We start from the raw sequence: 13,085 nt of genomic DNA, 5'->3' as shown, positions 1-13,085 counted from the left end.
CCTAGCGGATGTTCGGGTCGAAGGTGAAGATCACCAGCGTGCCCAGAAGGATGGTGAACACCGTGGCGGTGTAGAGCAGGCCCTTCAGCCACAGCCGCGTGTTGGCACGCTCCGCGTAGTCGTTGATGACGGTACGCAGGCCGTTGGCGCCGTGCAGCATCGCCAGCCACAGCATCAGCAGGTCCCAGACCTGCCAGAACGGGGACGCCCAGCGGCCGGCCACGAAGGCGAAGCCGATCTTGGAGACGCCGCCGTCGAGCACCAGCTGGATCAGCAGGTGACCGATGACGAGGACGACGAGCACGATGCCCGAGAGGCGCATGAAGAGCCACGCGACCATCTCGAAGTTGCCGCGGGTCGAGCGGGGCGTCTTGCCCGTGCGCTTGCGCGGCGCCTCGATGTAGGGCGCGGGGTTGTCCACGTCGTAGAGGGAAACGCCCTCCACGTCGCCGATCGCCTTGGGGGAAGAAGTGTCAGAGGACATGCGCGTCACTTCCCGAACAGTTCAGCGGCCGCGTGGCCGAGCACGGGGTAGAGAGCCCCGACCATCAGCACGACCCAGATGCCCACGACCCACCAGAGCATCGTCTTCTGGTGGCGCGGGCCCTTGGACCAGAAGTCCACGGCGATGACACGGAGACCGTTGAGCGCGTGGAACAGGATGGCGGCGACGAGGCCGTACTCCAGCAGCGCGACGATCGGAGTCTTATAGGTAGCCACGACATCGTCGTACGCCTCGGGGGAGACGCGGACGAGAGCGGTGTCGAGGACGTGTACGAACAGGAAGAAGAAGATGAGGACGCCGGTGACTCGATGAGCCACCCAGGACCACATTCCTTCCCGGCCGCGGTACAACGTTCCAGCCGGCACGGAAAACCCTCCGGAAGCGGGGCGGGGGCCAGCCGGCTTCTTTGTCGGTCGGGCCCGGCCGGGTACGGTCCACCGGCCCCGGACATCGTAGCGACGAGTTGTCGGTTCCCTCGCGCGGGGTCCGGCTGTGTGATCAAACAGGCACGTACGGGCTATCCCACAGGGGCGAATAGCCCGATTTCAGCCGTAGGTGTCCCGTCGGAGCGGGTCAGCCAGCGCGTCGCGTCCAGCAGCCGGGCCTGCGCGAGACGGCGCAGCTCGTCCGCGGAGAGCGAGCGCTCCTCGTCCACCTCGTGCCCCATCCGCCGGCGGATCTCCCCCAGCAGCCGGTCGGCCCGCTCCTCCGGCGGGTGCCCGTCGAGGCAGATCACGAAGGCGTGGCCGAACTTCCGTTCGTACTCCGCGTGGGCGGCGTCGAGCGCCAGCAGCGCGGAGTACGGGGCCCCGTGGCCCAGCTCGGCCGAGTGCTCGGTGGCGAGCGCTTCGGTCAGGTCGGCCTGTGAGAGGTCGTAACTGGCCTCGTCCGCCGCGGCGAGCAGGGCGCCGGCGTCGGGGTAGGGCCGGTGCGCCGCCACCCGGTGCGCCCAGCGGGCGCTTCCGCAGCAGCGCAGGAGGACCGCCCGGGCCTCCTCGGGGGGCAGGGCGTTGAACCGTGCCAGTCCGGGTCCGCGGTCGGGGTCGGGGTCGGAGCGGCCGCGGGCCTGTGCCGGAAGGTGGCTGGACAGCGGGGGGCTCCTCGGGGCGTGGCGCGGGTGTGCCGCAACGCTATCGACGCAGGGCAGGGTGTGTCGTACCCATGCCGGGATTTCACCCGGAAGTGAGCCGAAAGGATGACGTGAGCGCCACGGACAGGCATGGTGGGATGCCCGGAAGGGGGAGGGCGACCGAGGCCGCCACCCCCCACAGGAGAGGCCCCGGCCGCCATCCGTCACGGGCTCGTGCGACAAGCCCGTACCCCTGTCAGCGCCGCGGGTGCGTTTTGTGTCACACCTCGCTCCGCGCAGGACTGGTTGCACGTTGTATCACTCGTGGACGAAGGTGCTTGAAAGCCGTAACGTGCTGATTTGCGCCACACGTACAGGACAGTGAACGGGTTGGGGACTTTGCTGGGGGACGACGCGGAGCTGACCGCCGCGGTGCTCGCGGCACAGGACGGCGACGAGAACGCGTTCCGTGCTGTGTACCGCGCCGTGCACCCACGCCTGCTCGGTTACGTACGCACGCTCGTCGGGGACGGCGACGCCGAGGACGTGACCTCGGAGGCCTGGTTGCAGATAGCCCGCGACCTCGACTCCTTCACCGGTGACGCCGACCGCTTCCGCGGCTGGGCGGCCCGGATCGCCCGCAACCGGGCCCTGGACCACATACGCATGCGCGGACGCCGGCCCGCCATCGGCGGCGACGACACCGAGCTGACGGGCTGGGCCGCCGAGTGCGACACCGCCGGCGCGGCGATGGAGTCCCTCGACACCGGGCGCACCATGGCGCTCATAGCCCAGCTGCCCCAGGACCAGGCCGAGGCCGTCGTCCTGCGCGTCGTGGTCGGCCTCGACGCCAAGAGCGCGGCCGAGACCCTGGGCAAGCGGCCCGGAGCCGTACGCACCGCCGCGCACCGCGGCCTGAAGAAGCTGGCGGAACTGCTCGCCGCACAGGGTGCGGACGGCGGCTTCGAAGCCGGTCCGGGCACCGGCGCCAAGGCGGGCGTCACGGTCGGCCATAATGCCGAAGGCCATGCGTGGGACGGCGGGGGCGGGAGGGATCTCGACGCCGTACCCGCACAGCGTGGCCGGGGCGGCAGCTACGCAGAACAAACCGGTGTGACGCATTCACGTTGGCGGACGCAGAAGGACATGTGATGGCCGACGAGCGCGACAGGTGGCTGGACGAGGCCGCGGCGGAAGCATTCCTGCGCGGCGGACCGACGGAACCTGTGGGGCCCGCCGCCGACACGCGTGCCGCGATGGAGGCCGCCCGGTTGCGGGCCGCCCTGGACTCCCTGGCCGCGATGGCGGCGCCGGCGCCCCCGGGCACGGAACTGCCCGGCGAGGGCGTGGCGGTGGACGCCTACCGCGCGGCGCGCGGCGCGGCGCGCCCCGCCGACGTCCGCCCCGTCCCCCGGCCGTCCGCGGCCGAAGGCTCCGGTGAACCCCTGATCGACCTCGGCCGGGTCGTCCCCGTGCCCGCACCGGCCCGACGGCGTGCCCGCACCGTGAGCCTCGGCCTGGCCGCCGCCCTCGCGAGCGTCGCCGCCGGCGGCCTGGCCGCCGCGGCCGGCGCCGGGCTGCTGGACCGGTCCCGCCACGACACCGCGGGACCGGGCCGGCGACGTCCGTCAGTGCCGGCGAGAGCCCGGTGCCGGGCGTCGGTACCAGCGCCCCGACCCTCACCCCGAAGCTGCGCCCCACCCCGCTGCCGGACGGATCGAACCCGGCGTTCGCCCCCGTCGCGCCGTCACCGGGCCCGGACGTGCCCACGGCGCCCGGCACCGCGCAGGGCCCCGACGCCTCCACGGGCACCGCCACGACCGGCGGCGGCGCGGGCAAGGACACCCCGGACGACCGCGGCGGCCCCGGCGACCGGGAGGCCGGGCGCGACACCCTGGGCACCGGGGAACTCGGCAAGGACCGCCAGCGCGAGCAGGACAGCCGGCTCAAGGCGGACCTCTGCCAGGAGTACCGCAAGGGCCGCCTCAACGACGACCGGCGCGAGCGGCTCACGCGGCTGGCCGACGGGCTCCTGCGGATCCCCGCCTACTGCGCCTCGGTGCTGGACGGGGAGTCCGACGGAACCAAGCGCCGCGACGCCCCGATGGGGGGCGGGGCGCTCCGGGCGCCGTCCCTGTCGCCGGCCGTCCCGCAGGGCTCCACGCCGCTGCGCGTGGGCCGCTGACACCCGTGCCGACCTGCCTGTAACACTTTTCGAACCCCTGGCGCAGTACCTATCGAGCCGACTGGTCATCGGCCGCGCATGAGCCGGGGTTCCCCCCGTACCCCTGGGCTCTGCGCAACCGGCGCGGGCGGGGCACGTTCCCCCGGCCCTGCCCGCGCCCTTTACTTCGACCCGGTCCACCACCTCGACCCGGTCAACGGAACAGGCCGTCCGTTTCGCAGCACCCCGCCGGGGGCGGCGCGAAAGGGACGGCCTGATGTGTTCCTCCGGCCGGTGGCCGGTCGTGCGGTCGGGGCCCGGCCCGCGGGCCCCGGGGATCACCCGGCGCGGGCTCACCAGTAGACGACGACCTTGTCGCCGACCTGGACGTCGTCGAAGAGCTTCGACAGCTTGCCCTTGTCCCGGACGTTCACGCAGCCGTGCGAGGCGCCGGCGTAGCCGCGGGCCGCGAAGTCCGCGGAGTAGTGCACCGCCTGGCCGCCGCTGAAGAACATCGCGTACGGCATCGGCGTGTGGTAGATCGTCGACGTCCACTCCTTGGCCTTCCAGCCCACGTTGAACACGCCCTCGCGGGTCGGGGTGTTCTCCGAGCCGAAGCGCACGTCCATCGTGGAGACGACCTTGCCGTCGATCATCCAGGCGAGCGTGCGGCTCTCCTTGCTGATGCACATGACGCGGCCCGTCATGCAGCGCGGGTCCGGCGCGGCGACCTCGTTGGTGGTCGGCGGGCGCAGCTCTTCGGCGGTGGGCTTCTTGCTGGAGCTCTGGATCTTCTTCCAGGTCTTCTCGTCGACGCCGCCGGTCGCGTCCAGACCGTTCTTCGCCTGGAAGGACTTCACCGCGGCCGTGGTCTTCGACCCGTAGAAGCCGGTCGGCGCCACCGTCATCAGCTTGAGCTGCTTGAGGCGGGCCTGGAGCTCGCGGACCTGCTCGCTCTCGTCGCCGTTGGCCATGATCTGCTTCACCGAGGGCGAAGGGGAGGCCGACGCGGAAGCGGAGGCGGAGGCGGACGCCGACGCCGAGGCCGAGGGCTCGCCGGGCTTGTTGTCGGTGGACGGAGAGGCTTCGGGGGTGGCGCCCGCCGTGGGCGATGACGGTGCCGCGGAGGAGGAGCCGGAGGACTCCGTCTTCTGCGGACCGCAGGCGGTCGCGGCGAGCGCGACGGCGGTGGCAACCCCGATCGTGCGGATTATGGCTCTCTGGCGCTGCATTGCAGTCCCCCGGTTTCTACGTCGTGTATCTAGGTGATGCCTGGCGCGCGTGGAGAGTTGCACAGGGTCCCGGGATGTTGCGCCATTGTGACCAGCAACCGTCCGCAGCCTTACGAAGCGACGCGCGGGCACGGTTGTACCAGCCCCGGGCCCGGTTGCTCTACGGAGGACTTCGTCACATGGCAAGCACGGAGAGCGGAATCCCGGTCGAACCTGTCTACGGGCCGGGCGATCTGACGGAATGGGACCCCGAGGTCCAATTGGGTGCACCAGGGGACTTCCCATACACCCGGGGGATTTATCCGAACATGTACACCGGGCGGCCGTGGACGATGCGGCAGTACGCCGGCTTCGGTACCGCCACCGAGTCCAACGCCCGCTACCGGCAGCTCATCGCGGGCGGCGGCACCGGACTGTCCGTCGCCTTCGACCTGCCCACCCAGATGGGACACGACTCCGACGCACCCCTCGCCCACGGCGAAGTCGGCAAGGTCGGGGTCGCCGTCGACTCGCTCGACGACATGCGGACGCTGTTCGACGGGATCCCCCTCGACCGGGTCTCCACCTCCATGACGATCAACGCACCCGCGGCGCTGCTCCTGCTCCTCTACCAGCTGGTCGCGGAGGAACAGGGCATCGCGGGCACACAGCTGACGGGGACGATCCAGAACGACGTCCTGAAGGAGTACATCGCCCGGGGGACGTACATCTTCCCGCCCGGCCCCTCGCTCAGGCTGACCGCCGACACCTTCCGCTACTGCCGGGCCGAGATCCCCCGGTGGAACACCATCTCCATCTCCGGCTACCACATGGCCGAAGCGGGAGCCTCCCCCGCGCAGGAGGTCGCCTTCACCCTCGCCGACGGCATCGCCTACGTCCGTACGGCCCTGGCGGCCGGGATGGCGGTCGACGCGTTCGCGCCCCGCCTCTCCTTCTTCTTCGTCGCCCGCACCACCCTGCTGGAGGAGGTCGCGAAGTTCCGCGCGGCCCGGCGGATCTGGGCCCGCGTCATGCGGGAGGAGTTCGGGGCGCGGGACCCGAAGTCGATGATGCTGCGCTTCCACACCCAGACCGCCGGCGTCCAGCTCACCGCGCAGCAGCCCGAGCTGAACCTCGTACGCGTCGCCGTGCAGGCGCTCGCCGCCGTCCTGGGCGGCACGCAGTCACTGCACACCAACTCCTTCGACGAGGCCATCGCGCTGCCCACGGAGAAGTCGGCCCGCCTCGCGCTGCGCACCCAGCAGGTCCTCGCCCACGAGACGGACGTCACCCACACCGTGGACCCCTTCGCCGGGTCGTACGCGGTGGAGCGGATGACGGACGACCTGGAGGCGGCGGCCCTGGACCTGATGCGGCGGGTCGAGGAACGGGGCGGGGCCGTGGCCGCCATCGAGGCCGGCTTCCAGAAGGCGGAGATCGAGCGGAACGCCTACCGCATCGCGCGGGAGACCGACAGCGGGGAGCGGGTCGTGGTCGGGGTCAACCGCTTCGCGCTGGAGCGCGAGGAGCCGTACGAGCCGCTGCGCGTGGACCCGGCGATCGAGGAACGGCAGTGCGCGGCGCTGGCGCGGCTGCGCGCGGAGCGCGACGGGACGGCGGTGACGGCGGCGCTCGGGGCCCTGCGGCAGGCGGCCGCGGGCACGGAGAACGTGCTGTACCCGATGAAGGAGGCGCTGCGCGCCCGCGCCACGGTGGGCGAGGTGTGCGGGGCGCTGCGGGAGGTCTGGGGGACGTACGAACCCACCGGGTCCACATGGTGAAACCCCCTGGACCGTCAGGTGCGTCCTCATGGGACACTCCTGCCCATGCTGGGTGTCACCGATCTGCCGACGTACCTCGCCGGCCTCGTCCTGATCATTCTGTTGCCGGGACCGAACTCGCTCTACGTGCTGTCCGTCGCCGCCCGCCGCGGGGTGCGCACGGGCTACAAGGCCGCCGCCGGGGTGTTCACCGGCGACGCCGTGCTGATGGCGCTGACCGCCGTGGGCGCCGGGGCGCTGCTCCGCGCGAGCCCGCTGGTCTTCACCGTGGTGAAGTTCCTCGGCGCCGGCTACCTGGCCTGGCTGGCCGTCGGGATGATGCGGGGGGCCTGGGCGCTGTGGCGCACGCGCCGGGAGCGGGACGAGGCGCGGGCCGCGGGCCCCGCCGACCCGGCCGAGAACGAGCGGCCCTACCGCCGCGCCCTGCTGATCAGCCTCCTCAACCCGAAGGCCATCCTCTTCCTGATGTCCTTCTTCGTGCAGTTCGTGGACCCCTCCTACGCCTACCCGGCGCTGTCGTTCCTGGTGCTCGGCGGACTGCTGCAGACCGGCAGCTTCCTCTACCTGACGCTGCTGATCTTCGGCGGCACCCGCCTGTCGGAGGCCTTCCGCCGCCGCAAGCGGCTGTCGGCCGGGGCCACCTCGGCTGCGGGTGTGCTGTTCCTCGGCTTCGCGGCCAAGCTGGCCGCGAGCTGAGACCGTTCGGCCCGGGGCCGCGTCAGGTGAGGACGCGGCGCAGGGTCCGGGCCATGCGCCGCACCGTCCGGCTGCGCGGCAGGAACGACAGCTGGGCGGGGATGCCGCCGGGCAGGCCCAGCGTCGTCAGCCGGCGCCGGGTGAAGTACCGCCAGGTCGCGGGCGTCAGATGTGCGGCGAGGTACGCCTCGGCCGCGGCCCGGCGCGCGGCCAGGATCTGCGGCTGCATGGTGAACCCGACCGCCGTCAGCAGCCCGGCCCGCTCCGGCGCCGCCCGCCCGACGGAAGCGGGCGTCCACGCGCGGACCGCCTCTGGGTCCGCCAGGTCCGGCAGCAGCGAGTCCACCAGCGCCAGCGGCACCCGGTTGCTGTTCTGGTACGGGGTCAGGCGGGCCAGCACGTCACCGGTGCCGGTGCGCGCGACGGGCAGCCCGTACAGCGTCGCGGCGGTCAGCAGGCCCGTGGAGAAGCAGCCGACGACCAGCGCCGGGCGCAGCCGCCGGTAGAGGATCTCGGCGAGCACCGGGGTGCTCGTCACGGTGAGCCGGGCGCCGAGCCGTTCGGCCTCCGCCGCGGCCCGGCCGGCGTACTCGGCCGGCGCGCCGGGGTGGGGCTTGAAGACCAGCTCCCGGTGGCCGAGCGCGACGGCGCCCCGGACCATCGAGGCGTGCAGCTCCTCCTCCTCGTCCGCGGTCATCAGGTCGAGCGCCGACAGGTACTGCCCCAGCAGCAGGGCCGGGGACCCACCGACGCCGGCCGGCTCCGCGCCGTCCGGGGGGAGTTCCGCGAGGACCTTCAGGAAGGACTCCGTGGGCACCAGCTCCCGTCGCGCCCCGAACTCCGTCAGCAGCAGCGGCTCCAGGCCGGGCACCAGATCCAGGTGCAGCACCCGCCGTACGCGCATCCCGAGCTGCGGGTCGAGGCGGAAGCGGGTGGGGCCGTAGCTCATCAGCCCGTCGGCGTAGACGTCGACGGCCGCGCCCGGGAAGAGCCGGCACAGGGATTGCGCCGGGGGTACCTGCAGGGACTCCACGATCAGCTCGACCCGGTCTTCGCCGAGGCCCCACAGCGTGCGCAGCTGCCGCTCCCAGATCGGGACGTCCTCGGCGCGCGGGGCCCAGCTGCTCGGGTGCTGCGGCGCGATCACCGCGTTCCAGTCCAGCACCTCGTCGAAGCGGGTGCGCAGGGCGGCGAAACCCGGCATGCCCGCCACCCCCGGGCTCACCTCGGCGGTGACGGCGTGGTTGCTGGTCAGCAGGATCCGGCGGTCCGCGGGCGGGAAGCAGCCCGCGTCGACGCCCGCCGCGAGCGTGGCCGCACCGTAGAGGGTGGAGGCCAGGAAGATCTGCGTGAGCATCAGGCGGTCGCCCCCGACGGGGTGCGGCGGCTGCCGCGCAGCCGCCGCAGAACCGTGGAGCGCTCGGCGTCCATCGTGTCCAGCACCTGGTCCAGCACGTCCTGGGGCATGCGGCCGAGCGCGGCCGCGCTCATGAGGCGGAGTTTCTTGGCCACTGCCGGTTCGTACCTTTCCACGGACCCGAAATGGTGCGCGATGATTGCGCAATACGTTCGGACAGATTTGGGGAGCAGGAGATCGGATTCGGGGTCGGTGGCGACCTCGGCGAGTACCTGGTCGAATGCCCGGATGAAATCGAGCTGCCGTTCGTCCTTGATCTGCGTCAACGACGTGGAAACCCCGCGCCGGTAGAAGACCCCGGGCAGGCCGACCGCGGCGAAGGACTCCGCCTGCCGGTGCAGCCGCCAGATCCACGGCCGGTCCTCCGCCGTGCGCAGCCCGTCGGTGAAGTGCAGCAGTCCGCGGTCCAGCAGCCGCCGGTGGTACATGCCGGCCCAGGCGTACGGATAGTCCACCGAGGTCGCCCGGTCGGCGGGCAGGATGGCGCCGCGCGGATCGGCCACCACGGACTGCGGACCGAACGGGACGCGCTGCACGCTGCGCGTCCGGCCCGTGCACCGCACATGGTCGGTCCGGATGAAATCGCAGCTCAGAGCCTCTATGGCAGCCAGCATCCGGGCCAGGTGGCCGGGCGCCAGCCAGTCGTCCCCGTCCAGGAAGGCGAGGTACTCGCCGCGGGCCGCGTCCAGCCCGGTGTTCCGCGCGGTGGCCAGGCCGCCGTTGCGCCCGTGTCTGAGGTGCACCGCGCCGGGCAGCTCGCGCGCCGCCCGTTCCAGCAGGTCGGGCGTGCCGTCCGTGGAGCAGTCGTCGACGAGCAGGAACTCGAAATCCTCCCGGGCGTTCAGTTCGAGACTCTTCAGGGCGTCCGGTGCGTATGTCTGCACGTTGTAGAACGGCACGACAACAGAGAGCTTGGGCACCCGCGAGACATTAGGACGCCGCCCGGCATTCACTGTGGCCCGGATGCGGACTTCATGTGAACGGCGCGGGGCGGACGGGTTAACCCGTGCGCTTTCGCATTCAGTCGACGTTTTGTTAACCCGCTGTTGCGCACTCGTTGGGCCGATCACCGAATTTGCGGAATAGCTTTTGCCGCGTGCCAGAACGCAAACGCGTCGCCGTACTCGCCGATTCCGACACGAGATGGAAATGGGGCGCCTCGACCGCCCGCCGTCTCGTGCCCGACCCCGAGCTCACCGGATACCTGCTGCGCGGCCGTGCCACGCCCACCGCGCGCCAGCTCGGCGAGGTGGGGGAGCGGGCCGACCGGCTGGCCGAGGTGACCTGCGCCGACTTCCTCGCCGAGATCGAACGCGAGCACTACGACGTGGTCGTCCTCGCGCTCGTCGGAGGGGCCGTCCAGGCCGTCCTGCACGGCGCCCGCGCCCTGTGGCCGGCCCCCGCCAGGCGCCCCGTACTCGTCACCGGCTACGTCGGGGTCGTCTACGAGAAGCTCGCCGACGGGCTGCTGCTGCGGCACGGGGCCGACCTCGTCCTCGCCAACTCCCGCCACGACGCGGAGCGCTTCCGCGCCGTGTACGAGGGGGTCGGAGCGGACGCCGGCGCCGTCACCGAGACCGCGCTGCCCTTCCTCGGCGGAGCGCCGTACGAGCCGGCCGGGAGCCGGGCCCACACGGTGGTCTTCGCCGTGCAGCCCTCCGTGCCCGACAACCGGGCCGACCGCGCCTACCTGCTGGAACGTGCCGCCCGGCACGCCCGCAAGCACCCCGACCGGGAGGTGCTGATCAAGCTGCGCAGCAGGCCCGGTGAGCACACCACGCACCTGGAGGAACAGCCCTACCAGCGGCTCGCCGAGCGCGTGCCGGGCGGACTGCCCGCCAACTGCCGACTGGTGTACGGGAACATGAGCGAGGTCCTCGACGGCACCGACCTGCTGGTCACCGTCTCCTCCACGGCCGCCCTGGAGTCCCTGCACCGCTCCATCCCGACGGCGGTCCTCACCGACCTCGGCATCCGCGAGACGCTCGGCAACCACCACTTCCTCGGCTCCGGCTGCCTGGCCTCGTGGGACCAGCTCGACTCCGGGCTGCTGCCCGAGGGCGACCCGGTCTGGCTGGCCGCCCACGGCGTACGGCCGACCGGCCTCCCGGACCCGACCGCGGCTCCGGGCCCGACTGCGGCTCCGGGCCCGAGCGGACCGGTCCCGCAGGCCGCGCCCGGGACGGCCGCCGATGCCGATGCCGGTGCCGACGCCTACGCCGTCGCCCGGGCCAAGGTCGCCGGGCTGCTCGCCGCCGCCCGACTGCCCTCGCCCGCGCCCCACTACACGCTCACCACCGCCCCCGGATACCTCCCCGGCATCCTCGCCCGGCACCGACTCGCACCCGACGGACGCCCCCTGCCCGGCGCCGCCCGGCAGGAGGCGGGGCAGTCCCGGCTGCGCCGCCGGCTCCGCGCCCACCTGCGCGAGGCCGCCCGCGGGGCGTACCGGCACGGGGTGCAGCGCGTCGCCCCGGTGATCCGCAGGCTGGGGGAGCTGTGAGGGTCCTCGCCGTCGTCCCCGCCCGCGGCGGTTCCAAGGGCGTCCCCGGCAAGAACCTCGCCGACGTCCGCGGCACCCCGCTCGTCGCCCGCGCCGTCCTCGCCTGCCGGGCCGCGCCGACCGTCACCGACGTCGTCGTCTCCACCGACTCGGAGGACATCGCCGGGGCCGCCCGCGCCGCGGGCGCCGACGTGATCGCCCGCCCCACCGCCCTCTCCGGCGACACCGCCAGCAGCGAGGCCGCCGTCCTGCACGCGCTCGCCACCTTCGAGGAACTGCACTCCCTCACCGTGGACGTGGTCCTCCTCGTCCAGTGCACCAGCCCCTTCCTCACGGCCTCCGACGTCGAGTCGGTCGCCGTGGCCGTCGCCACCGGCGCCGCCGACTCGGCCCTGACCGTGGCCCCCTTCCACGGCTTCCTCTGGCGCGAGGACCCCGACGGCTCCGGGACCGGGGTCAACCACGACCCCGCCCACCGGCCCCGCCGCCAGGACCGGCCGCGGGACCTGCTGGAGACCGGCGCCGCCTACGCCATGGACGCCGCCGGCTTCCGCACCGCCCGCCACCGCTTCTTCGGCCGCACCCTGCCCGTCCCCACCGACCCCGCCCGGGTCCTGGAGATCGACGACCCGCACGACCTGGACCGCGCCCGGCTGCTCGCCCCGCTGCTCGACCCGCGCCCCGGCGCACCGGCCGACCCGCGGCCCGGCGCGGACACCGCCCCGCACCCCGAGCCGCAGCCCACACCCCGTACACCCCCGCACCGAAGGACGCCCCCTGCCATGACCTCCCTCCCCGACCCGCGCCTGCGCGCCTTCGGAGCGCGCACCGCCGGTCCCGGCCGCCCCGTCTACGTCGTCGGCGAGATCGGCATCAACCACAACGGCGACCTCGGCAACGCCTTCGCCCTCATCGACGCCGCCGCCGAAGCGGGCTGCGACGCCGTGAAGTTCCAGAAGCGCACCCCGGAGATCTGCACCCCGCGCGACCAGTGGGACATCGAGCGCGACACCCCCTGGGGCCGGATGACCTACATCGACTACCGCCACCGCGTCGAGTTCGGTGAGGACGAGTACCGGGCCATCGACGAGCACTGCGCCAGGCGGGGCATCGACTGGTTCGCCTCGCCGTGGGACACCGAGGCCGTCGCCTTCCTGGAGAAGTTCGACGTCCCCGCCCACAAGGTGGCCTCCGCCTCCCTCACCGACGACGAACTGCTGCGCGCCCTGCGCGCCACCGGCCGCACCGTCGTGCTGTCGACCGGCATGTCCACCCCGCAGCAGATCCGCCACGCGGTGGAGGTGCTCGGCAGCGCCAACATCCTCCTCTGCCACGCCACTTCGACGTACCCGGCCAAAGCCGAGGAGCTCAACCTGCGGGTCATCAACACCCTGCGCGACGAGTACCCGAACGTCCCGATCGGCTACTCCGGCCACGAGACGGGCCTGCAGACCACCCTCGCCGCCGTCGCCCTCGGCGCCACCTTCGTCGAACGCCACATCACCCTCGACCGCGCGATGTGGGGCTCCGACCAGGCCGCCTCCGTCGAGCCCGGCGGCCTCGCCCGCCTGGTCCGCGACATCCGCACCATCGAGACCGCCCTCGGCGACGGCATCAAGCGGGTCTACGAGTCCGAGCTCGGCCCCATGAAGAAGCTCCGCCGCGTCCGCGGCGAGCTGGCAGCCGTCTAGGCCCTGTCGTCAAAGTTGCACCTGGCCCGCGGCGTCCGGCACCGCACC

12 protein-coding genes and 1 pseudogene are annotated in these 13,085 nt (G+C 72.7%); 7 read left to right on the top strand and 6 right to left on the bottom strand.

Annotated elements, in window-relative coordinates:
• Window position 1: 1 nt before the first annotated feature.
• The 3 genes from AC2RP6_RS16680 to AC2RP6_RS16670 all read right to left on the bottom strand — a co-directional run bounded on the left by AC2RP6_RS16680 (window position 2) and on the right by AC2RP6_RS16670 (window position 1,595).
• Window positions 2-484 carry a succinate dehydrogenase hydrophobic membrane anchor subunit gene (locus AC2RP6_RS16680; RefSeq protein WP_486446929.1) on the bottom strand — a complete coding sequence of 161 codons (483 nt, stop codon included), beginning with the start codon at window positions 482-484 and terminating at the stop codon, window positions 2-4.
• A gap of 5 nt (window positions 485-489) precedes the next feature.
• Window positions 490-870 carry a succinate dehydrogenase, cytochrome b556 subunit gene (gene sdhC / locus AC2RP6_RS16675; RefSeq protein WP_078628202.1) on the bottom strand — a complete coding sequence of 127 codons (381 nt, stop codon included), beginning with the start codon at window positions 868-870 and terminating at the stop codon, window positions 490-492.
• Window positions 871-1,022: 152 nt separating this feature from the next.
• Window positions 1,023-1,595, bottom strand: a complete 573-nt coding sequence (locus AC2RP6_RS16670) for a 2-oxo-4-hydroxy-4-carboxy-5-ureidoimidazoline decarboxylase (protein WP_486450359.1) — start codon at window positions 1,593-1,595, stop codon at window positions 1,023-1,025.
• Between the two features lie 378 nt (window positions 1,596-1,973).
• Here AC2RP6_RS16670 and AC2RP6_RS16665 point away from each other — a divergent pair, with 378 nt between their 5' ends.
• Both AC2RP6_RS16665 and AC2RP6_RS16660 read left to right on the top strand, forming a co-directional pair.
• Window positions 1,974-2,726 (top strand): RNA polymerase sigma factor, encoded by a 753-nt coding sequence (locus tag AC2RP6_RS16665; protein WP_486450358.1) that lies wholly within the window; start codon window positions 1,974-1,976, stop codon window positions 2,724-2,726.
• A gap of 496 nt (window positions 2,727-3,222) precedes the next feature.
• Window positions 3,223-3,759: a hypothetical protein gene (locus tag AC2RP6_RS16660; RefSeq protein WP_486446928.1), complete on the top strand. Its 537-nt coding sequence runs from the start codon at window positions 3,223-3,225 to the stop codon at window positions 3,757-3,759.
• Window positions 3,760-4,091: 332 nt separating this feature from the next.
• Here AC2RP6_RS16660 and AC2RP6_RS16655 read toward each other — a convergent pair whose 3' ends face one another.
• Window positions 4,092-4,970 carry a L,D-transpeptidase family protein gene (locus tag AC2RP6_RS16655; RefSeq protein WP_486444426.1) on the bottom strand — a complete coding sequence of 293 codons (879 nt, stop codon included), beginning with the start codon at window positions 4,968-4,970 and terminating at the stop codon, window positions 4,092-4,094.
• A gap of 179 nt (window positions 4,971-5,149) precedes the next feature.
• On the opposite strand from AC2RP6_RS16655, the gene AC2RP6_RS16650 reads away from it, so the two are divergent.
• Entirely contained in the window at window positions 5,150-6,730 is a 1,581-nt protein-coding gene (locus AC2RP6_RS16650) for an acyl-CoA mutase large subunit family protein (RefSeq protein ID WP_486446927.1), read from the top strand.
• A 45-nt stretch (window positions 6,731-6,775) separates the two neighbouring features.
• On the top strand, window positions 6,776-7,426 hold the full coding sequence (leuE, locus tag AC2RP6_RS16645; RefSeq protein WP_486446926.1) for a leucine efflux protein LeuE: 651 nt from the start codon (window positions 6,776-6,778) through the stop codon (window positions 7,424-7,426).
• A 22-nt stretch (window positions 7,427-7,448) separates the two neighbouring features.
• Here leuE and AC2RP6_RS16640 read toward each other — a convergent pair whose 3' ends face one another.
• Both AC2RP6_RS16640 and AC2RP6_RS16635 read right to left on the bottom strand, forming a co-directional pair.
• Window positions 7,449-8,783 (bottom strand): polysialyltransferase family glycosyltransferase, encoded by a 1,335-nt coding sequence (locus AC2RP6_RS16640; protein WP_486446925.1) that lies wholly within the window; start codon window positions 8,781-8,783, stop codon window positions 7,449-7,451.
• A complete protein-coding gene (locus tag AC2RP6_RS16635; RefSeq protein ID WP_486446924.1) occupies window positions 8,783-9,763 on the bottom strand; it encodes a glycosyltransferase family 2 protein in 981 nt (326 codons plus the stop codon). Before AC2RP6_RS16635 ends, AC2RP6_RS16640 begins: the two co-directional genes overlap by 1 nt.
• A 176-nt stretch (window positions 9,764-9,939) precedes the next feature.
• Between AC2RP6_RS16635 and AC2RP6_RS16630 the strand changes: the two genes are divergently transcribed.
• From AC2RP6_RS16630 to AC2RP6_RS16620, 3 genes and pseudogenes are all read left to right on the top strand, one after another.
• The gene (locus tag AC2RP6_RS16630; protein ID WP_486446923.1) at window positions 9,940-11,346 is read left to right on the top strand and encodes a DUF6716 putative glycosyltransferase; all 1,407 of its coding nucleotides are present in this window, start codon (window positions 9,940-9,942) and stop codon (window positions 11,344-11,346) included.
• Window positions 11,343-11,708 (top strand): annotated as a pseudogene (locus tag AC2RP6_RS16625) (acylneuraminate cytidylyltransferase family protein); the annotation flags it as partial. The gene AC2RP6_RS16630 and the pseudogene AC2RP6_RS16625, both read left to right, overlap by 4 nt.
• A gap of 420 nt (window positions 11,709-12,128) precedes the next feature.
• A complete protein-coding gene (locus tag AC2RP6_RS16620; RefSeq protein ID WP_486450357.1) occupies window positions 12,129-13,037 on the top strand; it encodes an N-acetylneuraminate synthase family protein in 909 nt (302 codons plus the stop codon).
• Window positions 13,038-13,085 lie beyond the last annotated feature (48 nt).

This window comes from Streptomyces sp. WAC03905, from assembly GCF_057371075.1.
This window is presented reverse-complemented; position numbering and strand designations above follow the sequence as displayed.

Excerpts from the sequence above, each read along its gene's own strand:
- AC2RP6_RS16680 (WP_486446929.1), bottom strand. The coding sequence starts at position 484 with ATGTCCTCTGACACTTCTTCCCCCAAGGCGATCGGCGACGTGGAGGGC.
- AC2RP6_RS16640 (WP_486446925.1), bottom strand. The coding sequence starts at position 8,783 with ATGCTCACGCAGATCTTCCTGGCCTCCACCCTCTACGGTGCGGCCACG.
- AC2RP6_RS16620 (WP_486450357.1), top strand. The coding sequence starts at position 12,129 with ATGACCTCCCTCCCCGACCCGCGCCTGCGCGCCTTCGGAGCGCGCACC.
- AC2RP6_RS16655 (WP_486444426.1), bottom strand. The coding sequence starts at position 4,970 with ATGCAGCGCCAGAGAGCCATAATCCGCACGATCGGGGTTGCCACCGCC.
- leuE (WP_486446926.1), top strand. The coding sequence starts at position 6,776 with ATGCTGGGTGTCACCGATCTGCCGACGTACCTCGCCGGCCTCGTCCTG.
- AC2RP6_RS16650 (WP_486446927.1), top strand. The coding sequence starts at position 5,150 with ATGGCAAGCACGGAGAGCGGAATCCCGGTCGAACCTGTCTACGGGCCG.